At 68.2% G+C, this 21,527-nt stretch carries 19 protein-coding genes; 6 read left to right on the top strand and 13 right to left on the bottom strand.

Annotation, left to right across the window (positions count from 1 at the left end):
* Nucleotides 1-5: 5 nt before the first annotated feature.
* The 3 genes from OV287_RS47900 to OV287_RS47910 all read right to left on the bottom strand — a co-directional run bounded on the left by OV287_RS47900 (nucleotide 6) and on the right by OV287_RS47910 (nucleotide 3,612).
* Nucleotides 6-773 (bottom strand): methyltransferase domain-containing protein, encoded by a 768-nt coding sequence (locus OV287_RS47900; protein ID WP_267540770.1) that lies wholly within the window; start codon nucleotides 771-773, stop codon nucleotides 6-8.
* 126 nt (nucleotides 774-899) lie between these two features.
* Nucleotides 900-1,637: a hypothetical protein gene (locus OV287_RS47905; RefSeq protein WP_267540771.1), complete on the bottom strand. Its 738-nt coding sequence runs from the start codon at nucleotides 1,635-1,637 to the stop codon at nucleotides 900-902.
* Between the two features lie 118 nt (nucleotides 1,638-1,755).
* Nucleotides 1,756-3,612, bottom strand: a complete 1,857-nt coding sequence (locus OV287_RS47910) for a PQQ-binding-like beta-propeller repeat protein (RefSeq protein ID WP_267540772.1) — start codon at nucleotides 3,610-3,612, stop codon at nucleotides 1,756-1,758.
* 423 nt (nucleotides 3,613-4,035) lie between these two features.
* Here OV287_RS47910 and OV287_RS47915 point away from each other — a divergent pair, with 423 nt between their 5' ends.
* The gene (locus OV287_RS47915; RefSeq protein ID WP_267540773.1) at nucleotides 4,036-5,046 is read left to right on the top strand and encodes a hypothetical protein; all 1,011 of its coding nucleotides are present in this window, start codon (nucleotides 4,036-4,038) and stop codon (nucleotides 5,044-5,046) included.
* Nucleotides 5,047-5,113: 67 nt separating this feature from the next.
* On the opposite strand, the gene OV287_RS47920 is transcribed toward OV287_RS47915, so the two are convergent.
* Genes OV287_RS47920 through OV287_RS47940 form a run of 5 tightly spaced genes read right to left on the bottom strand, consistent with a single transcriptional unit; the run spans nucleotide 5,114 to nucleotide 9,927 of the window.
* Nucleotides 5,114-5,869 carry an ABC transporter ATP-binding protein gene (locus tag OV287_RS47920; protein WP_267540774.1) on the bottom strand — a complete coding sequence of 252 codons (756 nt, stop codon included), beginning with the start codon at nucleotides 5,867-5,869 and terminating at the stop codon, nucleotides 5,114-5,116.
* Complete coding sequence (locus OV287_RS47925) at nucleotides 5,866-6,717, bottom strand: ABC transporter ATP-binding protein (protein WP_267540775.1); 852 nt, start codon at nucleotides 6,715-6,717, stop codon at nucleotides 5,866-5,868. Before OV287_RS47925 ends, OV287_RS47920 begins: the two co-directional genes overlap by 4 nt.
* Complete coding sequence (locus OV287_RS47930) at nucleotides 6,717-7,784, bottom strand: branched-chain amino acid ABC transporter permease (RefSeq protein ID WP_267540776.1); 1,068 nt, start codon at nucleotides 7,782-7,784, stop codon at nucleotides 6,717-6,719. Before OV287_RS47930 ends, OV287_RS47925 begins: the two co-directional genes overlap by 1 nt.
* A gap of 8 nt (nucleotides 7,785-7,792) precedes the next feature.
* Nucleotides 7,793-8,722, bottom strand: coding sequence for a branched-chain amino acid ABC transporter permease (locus OV287_RS47935; protein WP_267540777.1), 930 nt, complete (start codon nucleotides 8,720-8,722; stop codon nucleotides 7,793-7,795).
* Nucleotides 8,722-9,927 carry an ABC transporter substrate-binding protein gene (locus OV287_RS47940; protein WP_267540778.1) on the bottom strand — a complete coding sequence of 402 codons (1,206 nt, stop codon included), beginning with the start codon at nucleotides 9,925-9,927 and terminating at the stop codon, nucleotides 8,722-8,724. Before OV287_RS47940 ends, OV287_RS47935 begins: the two co-directional genes overlap by 1 nt.
* 260 nt (nucleotides 9,928-10,187) lie before the next feature.
* On the opposite strand from OV287_RS47940, the gene OV287_RS47945 reads away from it, so the two are divergent.
* Nucleotides 10,188-10,883 carry a hypothetical protein gene (locus OV287_RS47945; RefSeq protein WP_267540779.1) on the top strand — a complete coding sequence of 232 codons (696 nt, stop codon included), beginning with the start codon at nucleotides 10,188-10,190 and terminating at the stop codon, nucleotides 10,881-10,883.
* Here the strand turns inward: OV287_RS47945 and OV287_RS47950 are convergent.
* From OV287_RS47950 to OV287_RS47965, 4 genes are all read right to left on the bottom strand, one after another.
* On the bottom strand, nucleotides 10,880-12,385 hold the full coding sequence (locus tag OV287_RS47950) for a serine/threonine-protein kinase (protein ID WP_267540780.1): 1,506 nt from the start codon (nucleotides 12,383-12,385) through the stop codon (nucleotides 10,880-10,882). The two genes, OV287_RS47945 and OV287_RS47950, sit on opposite strands and share 4 nt — an antisense overlap.
* 45 nt (nucleotides 12,386-12,430) lie before the next feature.
* Nucleotides 12,431-14,263, bottom strand: a complete 1,833-nt coding sequence (dnaK, locus tag OV287_RS47955; RefSeq protein ID WP_267540781.1) for a molecular chaperone DnaK — start codon at nucleotides 14,261-14,263, stop codon at nucleotides 12,431-12,433.
* Between the two features lie 6 nt (nucleotides 14,264-14,269).
* Nucleotides 14,270-15,217, bottom strand: a complete 948-nt coding sequence (gene grpE, locus OV287_RS47960; RefSeq protein WP_267540782.1) for a nucleotide exchange factor GrpE — start codon at nucleotides 15,215-15,217, stop codon at nucleotides 14,270-14,272.
* Nucleotides 15,218-15,322: 105 nt separating this feature from the next.
* Entirely contained in the window at nucleotides 15,323-15,811 is a 489-nt protein-coding gene (locus OV287_RS47965; protein ID WP_267540783.1) for a transcriptional regulator, read from the bottom strand.
* 146 nt (nucleotides 15,812-15,957) lie between these two features.
* Here OV287_RS47965 and OV287_RS47970 point away from each other — a divergent pair, with 146 nt between their 5' ends.
* From OV287_RS47970 to OV287_RS47980, 3 genes are all read left to right on the top strand, one after another.
* On the top strand, nucleotides 15,958-16,611 hold the full coding sequence (locus OV287_RS47970) for a proline and serine-rich protein 1 family protein (protein ID WP_267540784.1): 654 nt from the start codon (nucleotides 15,958-15,960) through the stop codon (nucleotides 16,609-16,611).
* Nucleotides 16,612-16,701: 90 nt separating this feature from the next.
* Nucleotides 16,702-18,561: a putative Ig domain-containing protein gene (locus OV287_RS47975; RefSeq protein ID WP_267540785.1), complete on the top strand. Its 1,860-nt coding sequence runs from the start codon at nucleotides 16,702-16,704 to the stop codon at nucleotides 18,559-18,561.
* Between the two features lie 131 nt (nucleotides 18,562-18,692).
* Nucleotides 18,693-19,562 (top strand): DUF1206 domain-containing protein, encoded by an 870-nt coding sequence (locus OV287_RS47980; RefSeq protein WP_267540786.1) that lies wholly within the window; start codon nucleotides 18,693-18,695, stop codon nucleotides 19,560-19,562.
* 15 nt (nucleotides 19,563-19,577) lie between these two features.
* Here OV287_RS47980 and OV287_RS47985 read toward each other — a convergent pair whose 3' ends face one another.
* Nucleotides 19,578-20,465, bottom strand: coding sequence for an EamA family transporter (locus OV287_RS47985; RefSeq protein WP_267540787.1), 888 nt, complete (start codon nucleotides 20,463-20,465; stop codon nucleotides 19,578-19,580).
* An 80-nt stretch (nucleotides 20,466-20,545) separates the two neighbouring features.
* Between OV287_RS47985 and OV287_RS47990 the strand changes: the two genes are divergently transcribed.
* On the top strand, nucleotides 20,546-21,394 hold the full coding sequence (locus OV287_RS47990; RefSeq protein WP_267540788.1) for a DMT family transporter: 849 nt from the start codon (nucleotides 20,546-20,548) through the stop codon (nucleotides 21,392-21,394).
* The last annotated feature ends 133 nt before the right edge of the window (nucleotides 21,395-21,527 follow it).

The raw sequence follows: 21,527 nt of genomic DNA on the forward strand, positions 1-21,527 counted from the left end.
GGGCCTCAGGAAGGGCGTACGGCCACGACGAAGCGCCGGTGAAACAGGAAGGGCGTGCCGTGCGGGGCCGCCGGGTAATCCTGGCGCAACAGCGGCCGGAGGGTGTCCAGGAAGGCCTGCTCCTCCCCAGGGCCGAGCGCGGCGAGCACCGGCCGCAGCGTTGTGCCGAGCAGCCACTGCAGCACAGCGTCCTCACCCGGGAGCACGTGGAGGTACGCCGTCTCCCAGGCGTCCACGGAGAAGCCGAGTCTGGCGAGAAGGGCCTCGTAGAAGGCGAGCGACTCCGCGTGCCCGCGGCGCACGGAGGCCAGCGAGGGGGCGAAGCGGGGGAGCGCGCGCACCTCGTCGATGCGCCGGTGCGAGGGCTCCTCGAAGTTGGCGGGCACCTGGAAGGCGAGCACACCGCCGGGAGCGAGCAGTCCCACCAACCGCGAGAGCAGGGCCGCATGGTCGGGCAGCCAGTGCAGGGCGGCATTGGAGACGAGGACATCGAGCGGCGCGGCGGGCTTCCAGGCCGCGAGGTCAGCGAGCTCGAAGCGGACGCGCTCAGGAGCGGGACGGCGGAGGGCCTCGGAGATCATCGACTCGGAGGAGTCGACGCCAACCAGGCGGGCTCCGGGCCAGCGCTCAGCGAGGGTGAGGGTGAGATCTCCCGTGCCACACCCGAGGTCGGCAACGAGACCGGGTGAGGACACCGGCACGCGTGCGAGCAGCTCGAAGAAAGGGCGCTTTCGCGCGTCGCGGAAGTGCTCGTACTGCTGGGGATCCCACATGGCGTACCTCCGCGAGAGCCGGGGACGACGGGGCCAATCCGGTACGGCAGATGGCCCGGCGGATGAGGACACCGCGCCGGGCGGGCCAGGACACGCGAGCAGCAAAGCCCGCGTGTCCCGGTGGGACTACTTGCGCGGCGCGGCGGTGCCGGAGTCGGGGGCAGGGGTGCCCGTGCCAGCGCCGGGGGCGGGGGCGGGGGTGCCCGTGCCGGCGTCCGGGGCGGCGGCAGGGGCAGCCGGGGTGATGGCGGGCGGCGGGTTGATCAGCGCGAGCGAGGTGAGGAACTGATCAGCCTCGGGAGCGCCGATGCTCGGGTTGTAGAGGACGAGCAGGGTGTAGAGACGCGGCCCGACGAGGAAGTTGCGGGCGCGCACCTCACCGGCGTCGGAGGAGACGGTGAACGCCTTGCCGGCGTAGCCCTGGAGGGTGATGTCCTCCTCGGCCTTGACGGTGCCCTTGAGCTGGTTGACGAGGCCGTTCTTGCCCTCGTTGAGGAAGGCGGCGGCGGGGTTGGAGGCGACCACCTTCTCGGGGTAGTCGGCGGTGCTGATGGAGTAGAGGACGCCGCTCGGGTGGTTGGCCGTCCAGGCAGCCGTCTTCACCTTGCCACCGGGGATGGCGACCTCACCGCGCTGGGGCTCGGGAGCACCGGGGAACATCACGGTGAAGCCCTCGGGAGCCTCCAGCTTCTGGAACTGCACCGGGGGCCTGGCCTCCTCGGCGGGAGTGGTGCTGCCCTCGGTGGGGACATCCTCGACGGTGGAGGAACCACCGGCGGTGGTGGCGCCCTCCTTGGTGGCGCAGCCGGCGCCGAGCAGGGAGATGGTGACAAGAGCAGCGAACAGTCGGGACAGCGATGACATAAGAGCGAGTCCTGAAGGTTGGGGGTGGAAAGAGATAGCGGCGGAACCTACGACGAGTTCGCCGCCGGTCGCTACGGGGGAGTATCGGGAGTGACGGCTTTCACGAGGAGCGTCACCCTCAAGGGCAAGACGTGATGGGAGTGGCCGGGTTGCCGGTGTTGCGCGAGTCGTGCTGGTACTTGGGCCAAGGGGCCGAGGTGTCCAGACCGCGGCTGTCGACGACGAAGGCGTACAGCTTGCCGCCCGCGGGGACGTAGAGGACGCCGAGATTCTCATCACGCGCCGCCCCCGCCCCATCACGGGCACAGTCGAGCGCAGGCGAAATAGAGGTGGGTCCAATACCACTGGCCAGCGTCCAGCGATTGCTGAAGTTGTCCGTAGACCACTCGCCAACCAGCCCTGTTCCCTCAGTCGCAGCATAGAGCATGCCACCACGTCCGATTGCAGGAGCCCCCTTGAAGCTGCCTGCTCCGGCCTGAAGAGCATTGAGCGTATTCCCGCTCAACGGAATGGCTGCCAGCCCCGCCGAGCCAGGAGGATTCGGCAGGTTCTCCGAACCGAAGAAGATGACATTCGCCGGTCCGACAGAAAGCTGGTTGATGAACATGTCCGTCGTAGAGGGATAGCGCCAGGGAGGAGACGCTACGCCACCAACCTTCGGAACCGAGAAGAGTTGCCCCTGATCAGAGAAAGAACCCCCATTCGCCCCAACGACATCGGTTCCAGCCAGTGCCAATCCGTTGATTGGAAAGCTTGTTGGTACGGGCCAACCCGAGCGCGCGGTTGTTGAGCCAAGCTGATAGCTTGTCAGCCGCCCCGATGCGTCAGAGAAAAAGACCGCATCACTCTCGATGACGAGAGGTCCCACACCACTACTGCTCACCTGGCTGCGAGCGATGGGATCAGTCGAATTGCAGGTCGTTGCAGCTCCCTCTGGACGGATTGCAAGCAGGGCTCCAACAACCCCAGTCGGCCCCCCCACATTCACATTGACAACCCCCAATGCTGTTTCGACCGGGCTTTGCGTCAGGGCGAGACTGCTTGCAATCTGTCCCTTATTGACATCACAGCGGACAATCTCAGCACCAGTGCTCCCATTAAATGCAACCAACGCGGCTGAAGTGCTGCTGGGGTTGATGCCAACGTAGACCTTTTCCACGCCTGAATTCAAAACCCCTACCGTTGGCCCACTGACGACAACACCCGTCCCCGTCTCCCACTGCTTAGGACCATCAGGACTGACGGCAAACACCTTCCCGTCCGTTCCTGTCGTCGTCCCAAAATAGATGGTTCCCTGCTGACTAACGGCCGGCGTGGATTTGATGACTCCCGTCTGTACATCGAACGCCCACTTCCAGCGCGTGACATTGAAGGTCGCGGCTCCACTGCCTGTATTGCCGACCGTGTCCTCGCCCTGCACATCGACAGTCATCGTCCCGCGGAAGGCATCGAACGGAGGCTCCCACAGCTTCACCTGGGCCACACCGCAGAATCCCGCGTCGCAGCTCTCGCTCTGCGCAAACGCAGTGACAGAGCCTCCAGGCACGCTCCCTCCATCCGTGCCCACCAACGTGACCGTCACCGTGCTCAAATCCAGGTTGGGCTCGTTCGTCCGAATCTCCACCGGCACGACCTGATCACGGCGCCACGCGTTGGCGAGAGCCGGGTCCCCATACGCCGTCCCCCCACCAGGCACGCCCGCATCCGCCTGGGGCACAACCACCACAAACGAGGGCCCCGTCGTGTCCGCCGTCAGGTTCACCGTGGTGCTCGGGCCTCCCGCCTCCGGATGCGCTGCCGTCAGGCGGAACTCGCCCTCCCCGGCCGGCGTCCACTGCGTGGTGTAAACCCCCTCGCTCCTCGTCACCGCAGCCAGCGTGCCACCCACCCCACCGTCGCTCCGCGCCACACTGAAGTTCAGCGTCTCCGGGAAGTTCCCCGCGAATCCAGTGCCCACCAGCAGCTCGGCCCGCACCTGGACCGCCCCTGCCCCCACCACGCCTCCGTCCCCTGGTGTCACCGTCAGCGCCGTGTACCGCTGCACGCACACGTTCGCCGGCGTGCACGCCTGGTACGGCGCACAGGCTGGCTCACACGAGCCCCCTTCCGCGCTCCCCGAGAAGCACAACTTTCGCTCCGGATCGCACACTCCACCGCCCGGACAATCCGCGTTCGACTCACACACGCGAAGCGGTGCGGTGCATCCCACCAGTGCCCCCAACAGCAGCACCGTTCCGAGGACCTTGCGAAGCATCACGGTCATCTCTCCAAACCCATTTGACGGCCCACCTCCTCTGGTGGATAGCATGGTGCCCCTACTCGCGGAAGTTGCGCTCCCCTGGTCATCCCCACACGATGACCGTTCCGCCACCAACCTGTCCCTTCTCGAGGGCCCACCGTGAAAATTCTTCCCGCCTCGCGGCCCCCTCTCCTCCTCGCGTTCGGTCTCTTGCTCGCTCCCGCCGCCTCGGCGCAGACGGACTCCATCGCCCTGCACCCGTGTGCCATCGTCGGTGAGAAGGACAAGAACACCATCCAGGACTACCAGGCCACCTGCGCGACGGAGATCGCCCGCGGTGATGTGCAGCTCGTGCCGTCTGATCAGGTCCGCGCCTTCCTCGATAAGGAGCCCAAGAAGTCGTGCGCGCTGGCCAAGAAGCCCTCGGAGTGCCTCGGCAGGCTCGCCACCGCCACCCAGGCCAGCCGCGCCGTCCTCATCACCCTGAACCCAGGGCAGCTCACGCGCGTCTCCGGCCTCGTCGTGAACCCCACAGGCGAGCTGGTCGACCAGAAGAGCATTCAGATCCGCAGCCGCGGCCAGCCCCAGGCCGAGCTCGTCCGCACCGCCATCACCCGCCTGCGCGAGCAGCTCAACCTCGTGCCCCTCAAGGCCACGCCCCTCGTCGAGCAGCCGGCTCCCCCTCCGCTCGTGACGACGGCTCCCCCTCCCGCGGAGGTCTCCGAGCAGCCCCGGGACACGGCGCAAGCCGAGCAACCTGCGCCCCCGGTGTCCGCCCCACCTGACGCCCTCGGCGTCAGCAAGCAGGCCCCGTCCGGAGGCTCCTGGAAGAAGCCCGTGGCTTATACCTCCGCGGGCGTGGGCATCGCGGCGCTCGGTCTCGCGGGTTTCTTCGTCATCGACGGAAACAACGCGATGGTCGAGTCCAACAAGCCCTACGAGAACAACCAGTACCCGCCCCAGTCCGACCTGGGCCGCATCAGCGAGCTGCGTGCGAAGGCCTCCCAGCAGCGTGTCCTCGCGGGCGTGAGCGCCGCCGTGGGGGTCGCGCTCGTCGGCACCGGCGTCTACCTCTGGCTCGATGACCGGCGGGCCGCCACGCCCACTCCCGGTGTCGCCGCCTTCTCGGTCGGCCCCGGTGGCGTGAGCGTCGTCGGCTTCCTGCCCTGAAGCGCTCCCACGCGAAGACCCTCACCCCGACCCTCTCCCAAAGGGAGAGGGAGAATGAGAGTGGGGGTTACTCGCCCAGGTAGGCCTTGCGAATCTCCGGGCTCTCCAGCAGCGCCTTGCCCGGACCGGCCATCACCACCTCGCCCGTCTCCAGCACGTAGCCGTAGTGAGCGAAGTTCAACGCCAGGTGCGCGTTCTGCTCCACCAGCAGGATGCTCACCCCCGCGGCGTTCACGTCCTTCAGGTTGCGGAAGATGGTCTCCGTCACCTGCGGCGCCAGCCCCAGCGAGGGCTCGTCCAGCAGCAGCAGCTTGGGCCGGCTCAGCAGCGCGCGGGCAATCGCCAGCATCTGCTGCTCGCCTCCCGACAGCGTCCCCGCCAGCTGCTTGCGCCGCTCCTTGAGCTTCGGGAAGAGCCCGTAGCTCTTCTCCATGTCCGCCGCGATGCCGTCCGCGTCGTTGCGCAGGTACGCGCCCAGCTCCAGGTTCTCCAGCACCGTCAGGTTGGGGAAGATGCCCCGGCCCTCGGGAGCGTGCGCCATGCCGCGAGGCACCAGGGTGTGCGCCTTCGCCCCCGTCGTGTCCTCGCCCGAGAAGGAGATGCGCCCGCCCACCGGCTTGAGCATCCCGCTCACCGCCCGCAGCGTACTCGTCTTCCCCGCCCCGTTGGCGCCGATGAGCGCCACCACCTCGCCCTTGCCCACCTTGAGCGTCACGCCCTTGAGCGCCTGAATGGCCCCATAGGACACCTTCACCCCGTCCACCGACAGCAGTGGCGAGAACTCCTGGCGCTCGCCCAGCACCTTCACCTGCGCCTCGCTCACGCCGCGCCTCCGTGCGACTCCAGGTAGCTGTCTCCCAGGTACGCCTCGATGACCTTCCGGTCATTGCGCACCTCGGCCGGCGCGCCCCGGGCGATCGTCTCACCGTGGTCCAGCACCGTGATTTTCTCGCAGATGCCCATCACGAGCTTCATGTCGTGCTCGATGACGAGAATCCCCAGGTTGAAGTCGTCCCGCAGCTTGCGGATGAGCACCATCAGGTCCGCCTTCTCCCGGGTGTTCATGCCCGCCGCCGGCTCGTCCAGCAGCAGCACCTTGGGCCGCGTGCCCAGCGCTCGGGCAATCTCCAACCGCCGCTGCTCGCCGTAGGGCAGGTTGCGCGCCTCCTCGTCGCGGCGGTGCGCCAGCCCCATCACCTCCAGCAGGTGCTCGGCCTGCTGCGTCAGCTCCCGCTCCTCGGCCTGGAAGCCCGGCGTCAGCAGCAGCGCCCGCCACCAGTCGCGGTAGTTGCGCACGGCCCCGGTGAACTTCGCGCCCAGGCCCACGCCCTCCGAGTGCAACGCCGCCTGGCCCCTGCAAGCCACCTTCACGTTGTCCAGCGCCGTCAGCGCCCGGAACAGGCGGATGTTCTGGAAGGTGCGCGCCAGTCCCAGGTGGTTGATCTGATGCGGCAGCCGCCCGTTCACGCGCAACCCGGACACGCGCACCTCGCCCTGGGTGGGCTGGTACACCCCCGTCAGCACGTTGAACGCGGTCGTCTTGCCCGCGCCGTTGGGGCCGATGAGGCCCTGCAGGTCTCCCTGGTGGATGGTGAGGTTGAAGTCCGAGAGCGCCTTGAGGCCTCCGAACTGGATGCTCACTCCCACGGCTTCGAGCAGCGGGCCGCTCATCACATCCCCTTCCGGCTGCGGGGAATCCACCGCGGCAGGACCTCCCAGATTTCCCTCGTGCCGAACAAGCCCTGAGGGCGCGACAGCATCAGCACCACCAGCATCATGCCGTACACCGGCATGCGGATCTGATCCACCTGCTGCGCCAGGGTGCTCCCCGCCCCGAAGGTAGCGAAGGCCGAGCGCATCGCCTCGGGCAGCAGCGTGAGGAACACCGCAGCCACGATGGCGCCCGTGGTCGAGCCCAGCCCGCCCAGCACCACCATGACGACGATCTCCATCGACTTCACGAAGGTGAAGGAGCCCGGGTTGATGATGGGGACGAAGTGGGCGAACAGCCCGCCCGCGATGCCCGCGAAGAAGGAGGAGACGACGAAGGCGCGCACCTTGTAGCCCGTGGTGTTGACGCCCATGGCCTCGGCGGCCACCTCGTCCTCGCGGATGGCCCAGAGGCTGCGGCCGTGGCTGGAGCCGGCAATCCGGCGCGCTGCCAGCACCGCCAGGAACACCCAGAAGCCCACCATGGCCACCGAGGACGTCTGGGGAATGCCGCTCAGGCCCAGTGCGCGCCCGAAGGCCTCGGTGTTCGTCACCGCCACGCGGATGATCTCCCCGAAGCCCAGCGTCACGATGGCCAGGTAGTCACCCCGCAGGCGCAGGCTGGGCAGGCCCACCAGGAAGCCGGCCAGCGCCGCGGCGGTACCGCCCACCAGCAGCGACACCACCAGGAACACCTGGTCACTCACCGCCACCGGAAGAAAGGAGAGGGCCACGTCCTTGAGCGCCAGCGACGTCACGCCCGTCAGATAGGCCCCCACCGCCATGAAGCCCGCGTGGCCGATGGAGAACTGGCCCGTCATCCCGTTCACGATGTTGAGGCTCACCGCGAGGATGACGTTCACCGCCATGATGGACAGCAGGTAGGTGGCGAACGGCGAGTCGCTCAGCAGCCACTCCAGCACGAGCAGCACTGGCACGGCCACCAGCACGGGCAGGATGCCCCGGAGGGGGGCGGGAACTCCCGAGGAGCTCCCGGAACCAGAAGAGACAGCAGCAGCGGTTTGCATGGGCGGCGTCAGACCTTCTCCGCCGCGACCCGGCCGAACAGACCACCGGGCCGGACGAGCAGCACGAGGATGAGGAAGCCGAAGGCCACTGCGTCACGCCAGGTGCTCGCCGCGTAGCCCACCACGAACTCTTCCACCAGGCCCAGCAGCAGCGCGCCCACCACGGCCCCCGGCACGTTGCCGATGCCACCGATGACCGCCGCCACGAAGGCCTTCAGGCCCACCATCAGCCCCATCAGCGGGCTCACCGACGTGTCCTTGATGGCGTACAGCAGGCCCGCGCCCGCCGCCAGCGCGCTGCCGATCATGAACGTCACCGAGATGACCCGGTCGGTGGGAATGCCCATCAGCGCCGCCACGCGGTGGTCGAACGAGACCGCCCGCATCGCCCGCCCGAAGCGCGTGCTGTAGACGAGGTACTGCAGGCCCGCCATCAGCGCCACCGCCACAATCAGGGAGATGACCTGCCAGTTCCACAGCACCACGTCCGGGAACTCGGGATCGCCCAGGGTGAACCACTGCGAGGGCTTGATGATCTGCGGGAAGGCGCGCGGCGCCGAGCCCGGCAGGAAGCCGATGTCGAGCTGGAAGCCGTACGAGAGCGTGAACGAGATGCCGATGGCGGTGATGAGCGAGGTGAGCCGCGGCTTCTCGCGCAGCGGCCGGTAGGCGAAGCGCTCGATGAGGAAGCCCATGAGCGCACACCCGCCCATGGCCACCAGGAAGATGGTCAGCACCCCCCAGGGCGAGCTCTGCGCCTCACGCCCCAGCGCGAACGCCGTGGCGTAGCCCATGTACACGCCGACCATCATCACGTCGCCGTGGGCGAAGTTGATGAGCTTGAGCACGCCGTACACCATCGTGTACCCGAGCGCGACGAGCGCGTAGATGGTACCCGCGGCGATGCCGTTGATGAGGTGCTGAATGAGCTCGGACATTACGGATTGATGGTGGTGACGAACTCGGTCTTGCCGTTGGCGATCTTGAGGATGGCCGCCGACTTCACCGCATTCCGGTTCTCGTCCAGGGAGATGGTGCCCGCCACGCCCGGGAAGTCCTTGGTCTGGGCGATGGCATCGCGCACGGAGGGGCCGCTCAGGTCCTTGGCCCGCTCGAGCGCGGCGATGGCCACCTTGGCCGCGTCATAGCCGAGCGCCGCCAGCGCGTCCGGCACGCCGCCGTACGCCGCCTTGTAGTCCGAGATGAACTTCTGCACCTTCGGATCCGGGTTGTCCGGCGAGTAGTGGTTGGAGAAGTAGCTGCCATCCAGCGTGTTGCCGGCCAGCTCGAAGAGCTTCTCGGAGTCCCACCCATCGCCGCCCATCAGCGGCACCGTCAGGCCCAGCTCGCGCGCCTGGCGGGCGATGATGCCCACGTCGTTGTAGTAGCCCGGCACGTAGATGGCCTGCGGCTTCGTCTTCTTGATGGTGGTGAGCTGCGAGCGGAAGTCCGTGTCGCCCTGGGAGTAGCTCTCCGTGGCGACAATCTTGCCGCCCATCTCCGCGAACTTCTGCGTGAACACATCCTTGAGGCCGATGGAGTAGGCGCTCTTGTTGTCCTGGAGGACGGCCACCTGCCCCGCCTTCAGGTTCTCGCGGGCGAACTTCGCCATCACGAAGCCCTGGAAGGGATCGATGAAGCACACGCGGAAGATGTAGTCGCCCTTCTGGGTGACGGAGGGGTTGGTGGAGGACGGGGTAATCATGGGCACCCCGGCCGCCTGGGACTTCTCGGCCATGGCCAGGGAGTTGGACGAGGCCACCTCGCCAAGGATGAGCACCACCTTGTCCTGGGTGATGAGGCGGGTAACAGCCTGAGCAGCCTCCTCGGGCTTGCCCTGGTCGTCATAGACGCGCACCGCCAGCTTCTTGCCCTTCACCCCGCCGGCCGCGTTGGCCTCCTTGAGGGCCAGCTCGATACCGTTGCGGGTGGACACCCCGAAGGTGGCCTGGGCGCCGGTGAGGCTGCCCACCTCGCCGAGCAGGATGGTGTTCGCATCCGAGGGGGTCCCACCACCGGCCGCAGGCTGGGCAACCTGGCCGCCCGGGGCTCCCTCACCCGAGGGAGCAGGTTGGGTCTTCTTCTCGCAGGCGGCCGCGAACAGCGCGAACGCGGCGAGCAGCATCGGAGCGAAACGGCGCATGCGGGGCATCTCCTGGGGCTGGGGGAGGATGGGGGCGACGGCAAAAGCCCCGGTTTTCTATGGGGATGCGAAAGAGGGGTCAAGCTCGCAACACCTTGCCCGGATGCCCGCCCGGGGGTTTTTCCACCCGGAGTCACATGCATCCCCTCCTTTATAGGGCCAACAAGCCGCCGAGGCCCTCCTCTCCCCCCTCCCGGAGGATGCCCTCCTGCCCCCCGGTCCCCACCTTTCTGGAAGACGAACATTCCCAGGAGGCGGACATGTATCAGCGAGGAGACATCAAGGAAGGCATGACCGTCCGCAGCGTCGACGGGCACAAGCTCGGCAAGGTGTACGCCGTAGGCGACATGGAGTTCCACATCGAGAAGGGGCTCTTCTTCCCCAAGGACTACTCCGTCCGGTACTCGGAGATCAGCGAGCTGCGCAACGGGGAGGTCATCCTGGCGCACGGCAAGGACAGCCTCCGGTCGTTCTCCGACGAGATGCCCTATGGCTCCGACACCATCGCCCAGCGTGAGGGAATCGGGACCAGCCGCGTCTCACGCCCCGAGGGCCTGACCACGCAGGACCTGGGAGCCCAGGAGATCGGCCCGTACAACACGGAGGGCGCTCGGGCCAGCCCCATCCTCACCGAGGAGGACCGGACCCGAGGCTTCACCTCCACCGGCAGCCGCACGGGCATCTCCACCCCGGTGGACACGGGGGTGGGCATCCCCATCCCTCAGCAGCCGGTGGAGCGGCCCGTCATGCGCGCCACCCATGAGGAGACGGTGGTCACGACGCCCCTGCGCGCCGAAGAAGACTCGGCCCGCAGCCGCGCACTGACGGACGAGGAGAAGGTCCACGACGAGCTCTACGGGGACGGCCACATGCGGACGCGCCGCGACGAGACGGAGGGCACGCGCAAGTTGGACCTCAGCAGCGAGACCGACCCGAAGAACAAGCGCGGCATCTAACGGTTCGAGCGGTCCGGCACGGCGGGGCGCAAGCGCGTCTCGCCCGCCGCGGGCGTGTTCCCCGAGAGGTGGACGCGCTCCAGGCGCTCGAAGCCGCGCAGGCGCTCGGGGAAGTGCGTGGACATGAGCCGGCCCACGTCCACCTCGCGCGCCGGGGCACACGCCTCCGCCAGCGCCTCCGCCATCTGGAGCGCGCTGGCGAAGCGGTTGCCCGGCTCCTTCGCGAGCGCCACCTCCAACACCTCCCAGAGCGGCAGGGCGATGCTAGCCGGTCGGCTCAGCCGGTCGTCGCAGATGGCGTGCATGGACTCCAGCTCGTCCCCCCGGTCGAACGCGCGCTTGCCGGTGAAGGCCTCATAGAGGATGAGGCCCACGGCGAAGAGATCGCTGCGCGCATCCAGCCGCTCGCCGCGCGCCTGCTCCGGCGACATGTAGAGGGGCTTGCCCTTCACGATGCCCGGCAGCGTCACGGTGCGCTGGGCGCGCGCCTTGGCCACGCCGAAGTCCAGCACCTTCACCCGCCCGTCAAAGCCCACCATCAGGTTGTGCGGCGACAAGTCCCGGTGCACCAGCCGCAGCGGGGCCCCGTCCTCGCCCCGCGCCAGGTGTGCCGCATGCAGCCCATGCAGCGCCTGCTGCACAATGGCCACCGTCATGGCTGGAGAGGGCCGCGTGGTCTTCAGCAGCCGGTCGAAGTCCACCCCTCGCACCAGCTCCATCACCAGGTAGTACGTGCCCTGCGACTCGCCGAAGTCGTGGAAGGTGACGAGGTTGGGGTGCGACAGCCGCAGCCCGATGCGGGCCTCGTCCAGGAACTGCTTCACGATGTCCGGGTCCGAGACCAGGTGCGGCAAAATCCGCTTGAGCGCCACCAGCCGGCCGAGTCCCTCGGGGCCCCGCGTGCGCGCCACCAGCACCTGCGCCATGCCCCCGGTGCCCAGCGGCGTCACCAGCTCGTAGCGGCCGATGCGTCCGCGCGGCCCCGTCACTGGATCATCGTCGGGGGCCAGCTCGTCCAGCCGCTCCAGCACGCTGCGGCCGTCGGTGAGCGACAGGAAGGCCAGCACCGCGTTGTCGAGCTGATCTCCAATGGCCTCCACCAGCTTCATCACCAGCCAGCCGCCATCGTCGAAGCACCCCTCCACCACCAGCCCCAGGGTGCCCAGCTCCAGCCGGCCGAGCGCCAACGGAGCGCAGAAGATCATCCGCCCATCGGACAGGGGATGCGCACCCTTCCAGCTCGCGGCCTCGAAGACGTCCGTCCCGAGCTGGCCCAACACCCGGGTGAGCACGGGGCCCGCCGTCCCTCGGAGGCTGACGAAGCCCGCCGAGGCATGCACCAGCCGCGCGCACTGGGTGAGGAAGACATCCACGGCCGCGTCGAGGCTCAGGCCCCGTTCGAGGCAGTCCTCGAGGATGTCATCGGACATCCGCACCACGGCGTTGAGGCCGCGCAGGAAGGCGACTTCGGCTTCGAGCGAAGGGAATTCCACGCTGCCCATTGAACACCGGGAAGGCGGGCCCCGGGAAGAGGCCCGCGGTCCGGCTCAGGAGCCGGACTTGGACTGGTCCGCGTAGAGCGCATCCGCGATGCGGTAGGCGCTGGTCTCCAGGCGCTGGTAGGCCTCCTTGATGGCGGCGGCATCCTGGCCCGTCATCAACGTCTTGAGGTTGTCTACGTCGGCCTTGATCTCCTCGCGGTCCTTCTCCTGGAGGACATTGCCGTACTCCTCCAGGCTCTTCTCGGTGGTGTAGATGAGCGAGTCGGCGTTGTTGCGCAGCTCGGCCAGCTCCTTCTTCAGCTTGTCGCTGGACTGGTTGGCCTGGGCGTCGGAAATCATCCCCTGAATCTCCGCCTCGGACAGACCCGAGTTACCCACCACGCGCACCTGCTGCACCTTGCCGGTGCCCAGGTCCTTGGCGCTCACGTGCACGATGCCGTTGGCGTCGATGTCGAAGGAGACCTCAATCTGCGGCACGCCACGGGGCGCCGGGGGGATGCCCACCAGCTCGAAGCGAGCCAGCGTCTTGTTGTCCACCGCCATCTCGCGCTCGCCCTGCAGCACGTGCACGGACACCAGGGGCTGGTTGTCCACCGCCGTGGAGAACACCTGGCTCTTCTTGCAGGGGATGGTGGTGTTCTTGTCGATGATTTTGGTGAAGACGCCGCCAGCCGTCTCCACGCCCAGCGACAGCGGCGTCACGTCCAGCAGGAGGACGTCCTTCACCTCGCCCTTGAGCACGCCACCCTGGATGGCCGCGCCCACGGCGACGACCTCGTCCGGGTTGATGCCCTTGTGCGGCTCCTTGCCGAAGAAGTCCTTCACCTTCTGCTGCACCGCCGGCATGCGCGTCATGCCGCCCACCAGCAGCACCTGCTGAATCTGCTGCGCGGCAATGCCCGCGTCCTTGAGCGCGATGCGGCACGGCTCGATGGAGCGCTCGACGAGGTCCGCCACCAGCGCCTCGAAGGTGCTGCGCTCGACCGTCTCGGTGAGGTGCTTGGGGCCCGTGGCGTCCGCGGTGATGAAGGGGAGGTTCACCTCCGTCTCCGTCGCGCTGGACAGCTCGTGCTTGGCGCGCTCGGCCGCCTCCTTCAGGCGCTGCAGCGCCATGCGGTCCTTGCGCAGGTCCAGGCCGTTGTTCTGCTCGGCGAAGCGCTTGGCCAGGAAGTCGATGAGGCGCTGGTCGAAGTCCTCACCACCCAGGAAGGTGTCGCCGTTGGTGCTCTTCACCTCGAAGACGCCCGAGTTGAGCTCCAGGATGGAGATATCGAACGTGCCACCGCCCAGGTCGTAGACGGCGATGCGCTCGGAGCCGGCCTCACGCACCTTGTCCAGGCCGTAGGCGAGCGCCGCGGCCGTGGGCTCGTTGATGATGCGCAGCACGGTGAGGCCGGCGATGCGGCCGGCGTCCTTGGTGGCCTGGCGCTGGCTGTCGTTGAAGTAGGCCGGGACGGTGATGACCGCCTCGGTGACGGGCTCACCCAGGTAATCCTCGGCCGTCTGCTTCATCTTCATCAGCACGATGGCGCTGATTTCCGGCGGGCTGTAGCCCTTGCCGCGGATCTCCACCCAGGCGTCCCCGTTGGGGCTGGGCGCCACGCGGAAGGGACTCACGCTGATGGCCTTCTTGGCCTCGGGCGAGTCGAACTTGCGGCCGATGAGCCGCTTGACGGCGAAGACGGTGTTCTCCGGATTGGTGATGCCCTGCCGCTTGGCAATCTGGCCCACCAGGCGCTCACCGGACTCGGTGAAACCCACCATCGACGGCGTGGTGCGGCTGCCCTCGCTGTTGGGGATGACCACCGGCTCGCCGCCCTCCATGACGGCGACGCACGAGTTCGTCGTCCCCAGATCGATTCCAATCACCTTGCCCATGACGTCCTACTGGCTCCCCGAGGGAGTGGTTCCGGTCTGCTCGGTGGTGATCCCCCCCGTGGGCTCACCACCCGGCGTCGTTTCTGAAGAAGTTGTCTCGGCCGCGGGCGGCTGGGCCGCCGGAGCGCGCGCCACCACGACCAACGCGGGCCGCATGAGCCGCTCGTTGAGCGTGTAGCCGCGCACGGCCTCGTAAAGGACATGGCCCGCGGGTACCGCGGCGCTCTCCGCCTGCTGCATGGCCTCGTGCAGGCGAGGATCAAACGGCTGGCCAACGGCGGAGAAGCCCTTCACGCCGTGCTTGCCAAAGGCGCTGTCGAAGAGCTTGCGCGTCATCTCCACGCCCGTGCGCAGGCTCTCGAAGTCAGCGGACTTCTGGGCCGCCTCCAGCGCGCGGTCCAGGTTGTCCACCACCGGGAGGAAGTCCTTGAGCAGGCGCTCGGAGCCGAACTTCTGGACCTCCTCCTTCTCCTTCTGAGCGCGCTTCTTGTAGTTCTCCAGGTCGGCCGCGGCACGCAGGGCGCGCTCATGGCTGTCCTTGAGGCGCTCCATCGTCTCGCGGCTCCGGGTCTGGCTGAACTCGAGCTGCTGACGCGCATCCTCCAGCTCGCGGCGGGCCTGCGCCAACAGCTCGCGCGTCGAGTCCCGCTCGCGGCGCATCTCGCTCAGCTCGCGATGGGACTCATGCAGCGCGGCCCGCAGCCCACCGGCGTTGGCCTCCTCCTGAGCCTCCGGCTCCCCGAAGCCACCCTCGGGAATCTCCACGTCGAGGGTCATCGCGCCCTCGGGCATCTCCACCTCCAGCGTCCTCGCGCCTTCGGGGAGCTCTTCCTCTTGCTCGTCCAAGGCGGGAGGCTGGACGTGACGATCGACGCTCTCCAGCGCCGCGTCGATGACGTCCTGCGAGATGTCCGTCTGGAAACTGCCCTTCTCGTCTCGATTGGAGCCGGCCACGGGCGCACTATGTCATGGGGCGCAGGTTGATCCAACGCCCGGGGCGGCCAGACGCAGGCCGCCCATGTGGCCCTCCTAGAGGATTCCAGAGCGAATGAATGCTCCTCAGGAGGCCGGACGGGCGGGCTTCTTCCGGCCGATGGACTTCTTGGCCCCCGTCTTGGCGGCGGCCTTCTTGGCGGGGGCCTTGGTGGCCGTCTTCTTGCGGCCAATCGACTTGGTGCCCGCCTTGGACGCCGCCTTCTTCGCAGTAGGGGGCGGGGTCTCGGAGGACGCGGCCGGAGCCGGGGGAGCGGCCGTGCGAGGAGGCTTGGCCGGGGGGGGCGACTCCTTGTTGCCCTCGATGGCCCCCTCGATCGTCTCCTCCACCTGGCGCACGGCGGTCTCGATGCGCTCGGCCACCTGCTTGCCTGCCGTCACCGCGAAGGTACGCAGGTTCTCGATGCCCTCCTTCACCTTGGCCTGCTTGGCGGGATCCTTCACCTCCACCATCAAGCGCTGCGCCTCGGTCTTGAGCTCCTCGCCGGAGCGCTTGAGCTCCTCCCCGGTGCGCTTGAGGAAGTCCATCAGCTGCTTGTCCCATTTCTCGGCCATCGGTCTCTTCTCCCTCACGGACAGTGCGAGCCGCCGGCATCCGGCCCGGCAAGCTATAGTGCGCGCCCATCCGGCGAGCGCAGGCCACTGCATCAGACTGCACCCCCGCCCGGAGCGCAAAGCAATCTTCACCCCTGGAGAGACGGATGAGAGCAGTCTTGATTGCCGTGGCGACCCTGCTGGCCGCCCCGGCCCTGGCCCAGAACAACAAACAGGAGCCACCCACCGCCAAGGCCGACTTCCGGCCGCCCCCGGGTCCGGGTCCGGGTGCCCCGCTCCCGAACACGCAGGCCACCCCCGTGGTGGTGGATCGCGACACGCTGATGCGGCAGCTGGCCGTCATCAACGACAGGCTCGCCCAGGCCGCGAGCAAGGCCAAGAAGGACAAGCAGCTGCTGAAGCTGATCGATGACGCGCGCGCGGATCTCAAGGAGGTGGGCCGGCAGGTGACGAATGCCCCCCCCACGCGCCTGGAGCCTCAGCGGCCCCCGCCGCTGCCCACGGTGCAGCCCATCACCGAGGCCATGCTGCGCTCGCTGGTGGCCGCCATCCGCAACGAGCCCTTCTCGGATGACCAGCTCGCCGTGCTGGAGGAGGCCGTGAGCACCCAGTACTTCCTGGTGGCCCAGACGCAGGACATCCTCCGCAACTTCCGCTTCTCCCAGGACCGGCTGAAGGCGATGCGCATGCTGCGCCCGCGCCTGCTGGACCTGGAGAACGGCTTCAAGCTGTACGAGTCCTTCGACTATTCCAACGACAAGGACGAGCTCAAGCGCATCCTGGCCGCGCCGACGCCGTAGGCCGCGTCCTGCTTCTGTGTCGGCCAGCCGACACGCTAGAGTCGGGCTCCCTGGGGCCACCCCGGTCCCGAGTCCGGAGCCCGACTCACCATGCCATTCGCCCGCATGCTGGGGACGCTCGCCGTCCTCGCCTTTCTTGGTGCCTGCCCCGGGCCGACGCCCGGCGGAAACACGCCCCTCCAGTTGCCCGAGCTGGAGCAGTTGGAAACCACCGAGGGCGCGCCCTTCGAGCAGAGCTTCGCCGCCACCGGAGGCACGCCCCCCCTGCGGTACTCGCTGGAAAAGCTGCCCCCCGGCCTCTTCTTCACCACGGGCCAGGGACTGCTGAAGGGTCCGGCCACGGTACCGGGCCCGTACACCTTCACGGTGCAGGTGAAGGACTCGGCGGGCGCCGTGAATGCACGGACGTACCCACTGCGCGTCCACCCTGCTCCGGCCGTCAGCACCACCTCGCTGCCCGCCGCCACCGTGGGTGAGACGTACACGGTCCAGCTCCAGGCCAGCGACGGCCAGGGACCCCTGCGCTGGACGCTGGTGGGCGGCTCGCTGCCCTCGGGCCTCACGCTGGGCGAGGACGGCCAGCTCACGGGCGTGCCGCTGGAGTCGGGCTCATTCTCCCCCTCCGTGCGCGTGCAGGACGTCCACGGCGCGCAGGCCATGAAGCTGCTCGGACTGATGGTCCGCCCGGGTACGCCCGACGGAGGTGATGGCGGTGACGGAGGGACCTCCCTGGCGTTCAGCGCGGCCAACTGGAACGTCGAATGGTTCGGCTACGCGAGCCAAGGCCCCACGGACGATGCGCTGCAGCTCGACAACGTGAAGACGGTCATCACGACCGTCGGGGCGGACTTCTGGGGCCTTCAGGAGCTGGTGGACGCCGAGGAGTTCAACGCGCTGAAGCAGATGCCCGGCTACGACGGCTTCATGGCCAACGACCCGATCGTCGAGTTCGGCACTTCCTACTACGACCCCGACGAGCAGAAGGTGGGCATCCTCTTCCGCTCGGACGTGGTCAGCGTGCAGGACGCGCGGATCATCCTGACCTCGAGTAACTACGAATTCGGTACGCGGCCCCCGCTCCAGGTGAAGCTGCGCATCACGCGCAACGGGACGAGCGTGGACCTGGTGGCCATCGTGCTGCACATGAAGGCGTTCAACGACACGGGCTCCTACAACCGCCGCAAAAACGCCGCGGTGGCGCTCAAGAGCTACCTGGATGCACAGTTTCCGAACACCCCCTTCATCGTGCTCGGCGACTGGAATGACGACGTGGATGTGTCCATCACCCGGGAGTCTTCGAGCAGCCCCTACCTGCCCACTCCGTACCAGAACTTCCTGGATTACCCGGCGGACTACACCTTCCTCACCCGGCCCCTGTCGCTCGCCAACGTGCGCAGCACGGTGAGCAACACCGCGTTCATCGACCACCAGCTCGTCAGCAACGAGCTGCAGGCGGCCTACGTGAGCAACTCCGCCCAGGCGCTGCGGCCGGATGAATATATCCCCCAGTACAAGGACACCACCTCGGACCATTACCCGGTGCTCAGCCGCTTCAGGTTCAACGTGACGTCCCCGCCTCCTTCAACCCTGCGGCTCACCTCCCCCAACGGCGGCGAGCAGCTCACCTCGAGCACCGTGCAGACCCTCACCTGGACGGCAGATGGCATCAGCTCGGTGAGGCTCGAGTTCTCGCCCGACAACGGTTTGACGTGGCAGGTGCTGGCCCCAAGTGTGCCGGCGGCCAGCGGGCAGTACACGTGGACGGTGCCCTCGGTGACAGCGACGACGGCGCAGGCCCTCGTGCGGGTGAGCGATGCCTCGGCCCCGGCGGCAGCCGACCAGAGCGACACCGCCTTCACGGTGTCGTGGCCCCCTCCGGTGTTCATCGACGAGTTGAACTCGACCCTCGGTTCCTCGCCGGGCAAGCGGGCGGATGGGAGCGACTTCTAGCCGGTGGCCCGAAGGCCGAGCCTCCGGCCAGGCGCTCCCCGAGAGGCGACGCTTCATGAGCCTACCTTCCGAAAGGATGCACCGCACCGCCGGACAGTGGCTCTGGCGCTCCGGTGTGGGAGGGAGGACCGATGGGGAACGGGCTCGGCCGTAAGGCCTCGGAACTGAAGCACCAGGGAGACCGACTCGGGGCGAAGGCAATGCACAACCCGTGGACGGAGCGGCTGGCCCGCCTCGGCTACCTGGCCAAGGGCGTGGTGTACGCGGTGATTGGCGTGCTCGCGCTCCAGGTCGCCTTCGGCTCGGGAGGCAGGACAACCGACACCAAGGGAGCACTGGCCACGCTGGCTCGGGGCTCCTGGAGCAAGGCGCTGCTCGCGGTGGTGGCGGTGGGCCTGGTGGGCTACGTCCTCTGGCGCGTGGTGCAGGCCTGGATGGACCCGGACGGCAAGGGCACCGACGCGAAGGGACTCTTCCTCCGAGGGTTCTACCTGGTGAGTGCCGCCATCCATGCGTTCCTCGCCTTGGCGGCCTTCCGACTGGTGCTGGGAACGGGAGGTACCGGCGCGAGTGGAGACCAGAGCGCCCAGTCCTGGACGGCCCGGTTGATGTCGCAGCCCTTCGGACAGGCCCTCGTCGCCGTCGTGGGCCTCGTCATCGCCGGCATGGGCTTCTGGCAGGTCTACAAGGCTTGGAAGGAGAAGTTCCGCAAGAAGCTCCGGCTGGACGAGCTGCGCCCGCAGCAAGCGGAGTGGGCGGTACGAATCTCCAAGCTGGGCATCCTCGCGCGCGGGCTCGTCTTCGTGCTCATCGGCGGGTTTCTCGTCCAGGCGGCGCTCACCGCCAACCCTCGGCGGGCCCGGGGACTGGATGGGGCGCTGGAGACGCTCGCGGCCCAATCCCACGGCACCGTGCTGCTGGCGCTGACCGCCGCGGGCCTCGTGGCCTACGCCGTCTACATGGCCGTCGAGGCCCGGTACCGGCGCTTCCTGGGTGCCTGAAAGGGGCGTGTCCCCTCACGCGTCGACGGGAGGGCGAACACGGCTGGCCGTGAGCGTGGAGCCCGCGGACGCGGCGCTCACACAGACGATCGCCACCCACTGCAGGCCCGAGAGTTGCTCACCGAGGACCAACAAGCCCATCAGCGCGGCCACCGCTGGCTCCAGGCTCATCAGGATGCCGAAGGTGCGGCTCGGCAGGGACCGCAGCGCCATCATCTCCAGGGTGTAGGGCAGCGCACTGGAGAGGACCGCCACGCCCAGGGCCGCCCCCATCAACGTGGGGGTGAAGCACGCGGCAAGCACGTCCGTCAGCGTGAAGGGGAGCACCGTGAGGGCCGCGATCATCATGCCCGCGGCGACGCTCTGCCCATGCGGCAACCGGCGCGAGACGCGCCCTCCGAGCACGATGTACGCGGCCCAGCAAGCACCCGCGAACACCGCCAGCAGCACGCCCCAGAGGTCGAGCGCATCCGCCCTTCCGCTCCATGGGGCGAGAAGCACGATGCCGGCCGCGGCCAGCGCCACCCAGAGGAAGTCCGAGAGGTGCCGCGAGCCGAGCACGGCGAGCCCGAGCGGCCCGAGGAACTCCAGGGTGACGGCCAGCCCGAGCGGGATGCGGGCGAGGGCCAGGTAGAAGCTGAGGTTCATGGCGCCGAGCACCACGCCGTAGGGAAGAACCGCGGCCCACTGTTCCCGGGTGAAGCGCGTGAGAGGCGGGCGGAAGACGGCGAGCAGCAGGAGCGCGGCCAGACAGATGCGCAGCCCCGCGGTGCCGGCCGGGCCGAGCGCCGGGAAGAGTCCCTTGGCCAGAGCGGCTCCTCCCTGCACGGAGAGGATGGCGATGAGCACCGCCGGAATGGGCGGCAGGGTCAAAGGGCTGCGGACCGAGGGTCCCTCACTCATGGCTGCGATCGTAGCAGTGCATGCACCCCTCGCCGGTGGTTTTCCCCGGGCGACCGGCATATGAGTCACCCGCGCATCCCATGCTCCGCTCTCGTCTCTACCTGCTCGCCGCCGCCGTGCTCTGGTCCACTGCCGGCGCCGCCGTGAAGCTCTCTTCCCTGTCGGCCTGGCAGCTCGCCTCCGGCCGCTCGCTCGTCGCGGCCCTGGTGCTCGCGCTCGCCATCCCCGCCGGTCGCAAGCTTCCGTCCTGGCGAGGGCTCGCGGCCTCGGTGGCCTACGCCGCCACGGTGGTGTCGTTCATCCTCGCCAACAAGCTCACCACCTCCGCCAACGCCATCTTCCTGCAGGACACCGCACCGCTCTACGTGTTGCTCCTGTCCCCACTCCTGCTGCGCGAGCGCCCCTCGCGCGGTGAGCTGGCCGCGGTGCCCGTGTTCCTGCTCGGCCTGAGCCTCTTCTTCTTGGATCAGCTCGCCCCGGGGCAACTCTGGGGCAATGTGATTGCCCTGGGCTCGGGCGTCGCCTTCGCGCTGTGCATCCTCGGGCTGCGCGCGGTGGGTGAGGAGGGCTCGTCGGTGCTCGTGTGGGGCAACCTCATCGCGGGTGCCAGCGTGCTGTTTCCCGCGCTCAGCGGCCCCGCGCCAACCTCCCTGGACATCGGGTTGCTCATCTTCCTCGGCGTATTCCAGCTCGCTCTTGCCTACGCCCTCTTCCAGCGCGGCCTGCGCGAGACACCCGCGGTGGAGGCCTCGCTGCTCATCCTGCTCGAACCGGTGCTCAACCCGGTGTGGACCTTCCTCTTCGCCGGGGAGCGGCCCGGGCCCTGGGCGATCGTAGGTGGCGCAATCATCCTCCTGGCCACCGCCTGGCGCACGCTGCTCGGCTCCGGAGGCGGGAGCTCCTCCCCGGCGGAGGCGGCGCAGGGCTGAGGAGACGCCGGCTGGGACCATTCCACTGGTCACCGGTGACCAGTGAAACGAGGCCGGTCCATTCCACTCGTCACCGGTGACCAGTGAAACTCGCTGGGACCATTCCACTTGTCACCGGTGACCAGTGAAACTC

This window comes from Archangium lansingense (assembly GCF_026626635.1).
In the GTDB taxonomy this organism is placed as follows: domain Bacteria; phylum Myxococcota; class Myxococcia; order Myxococcales; family Myxococcaceae; genus Archangium; species Archangium lansingense.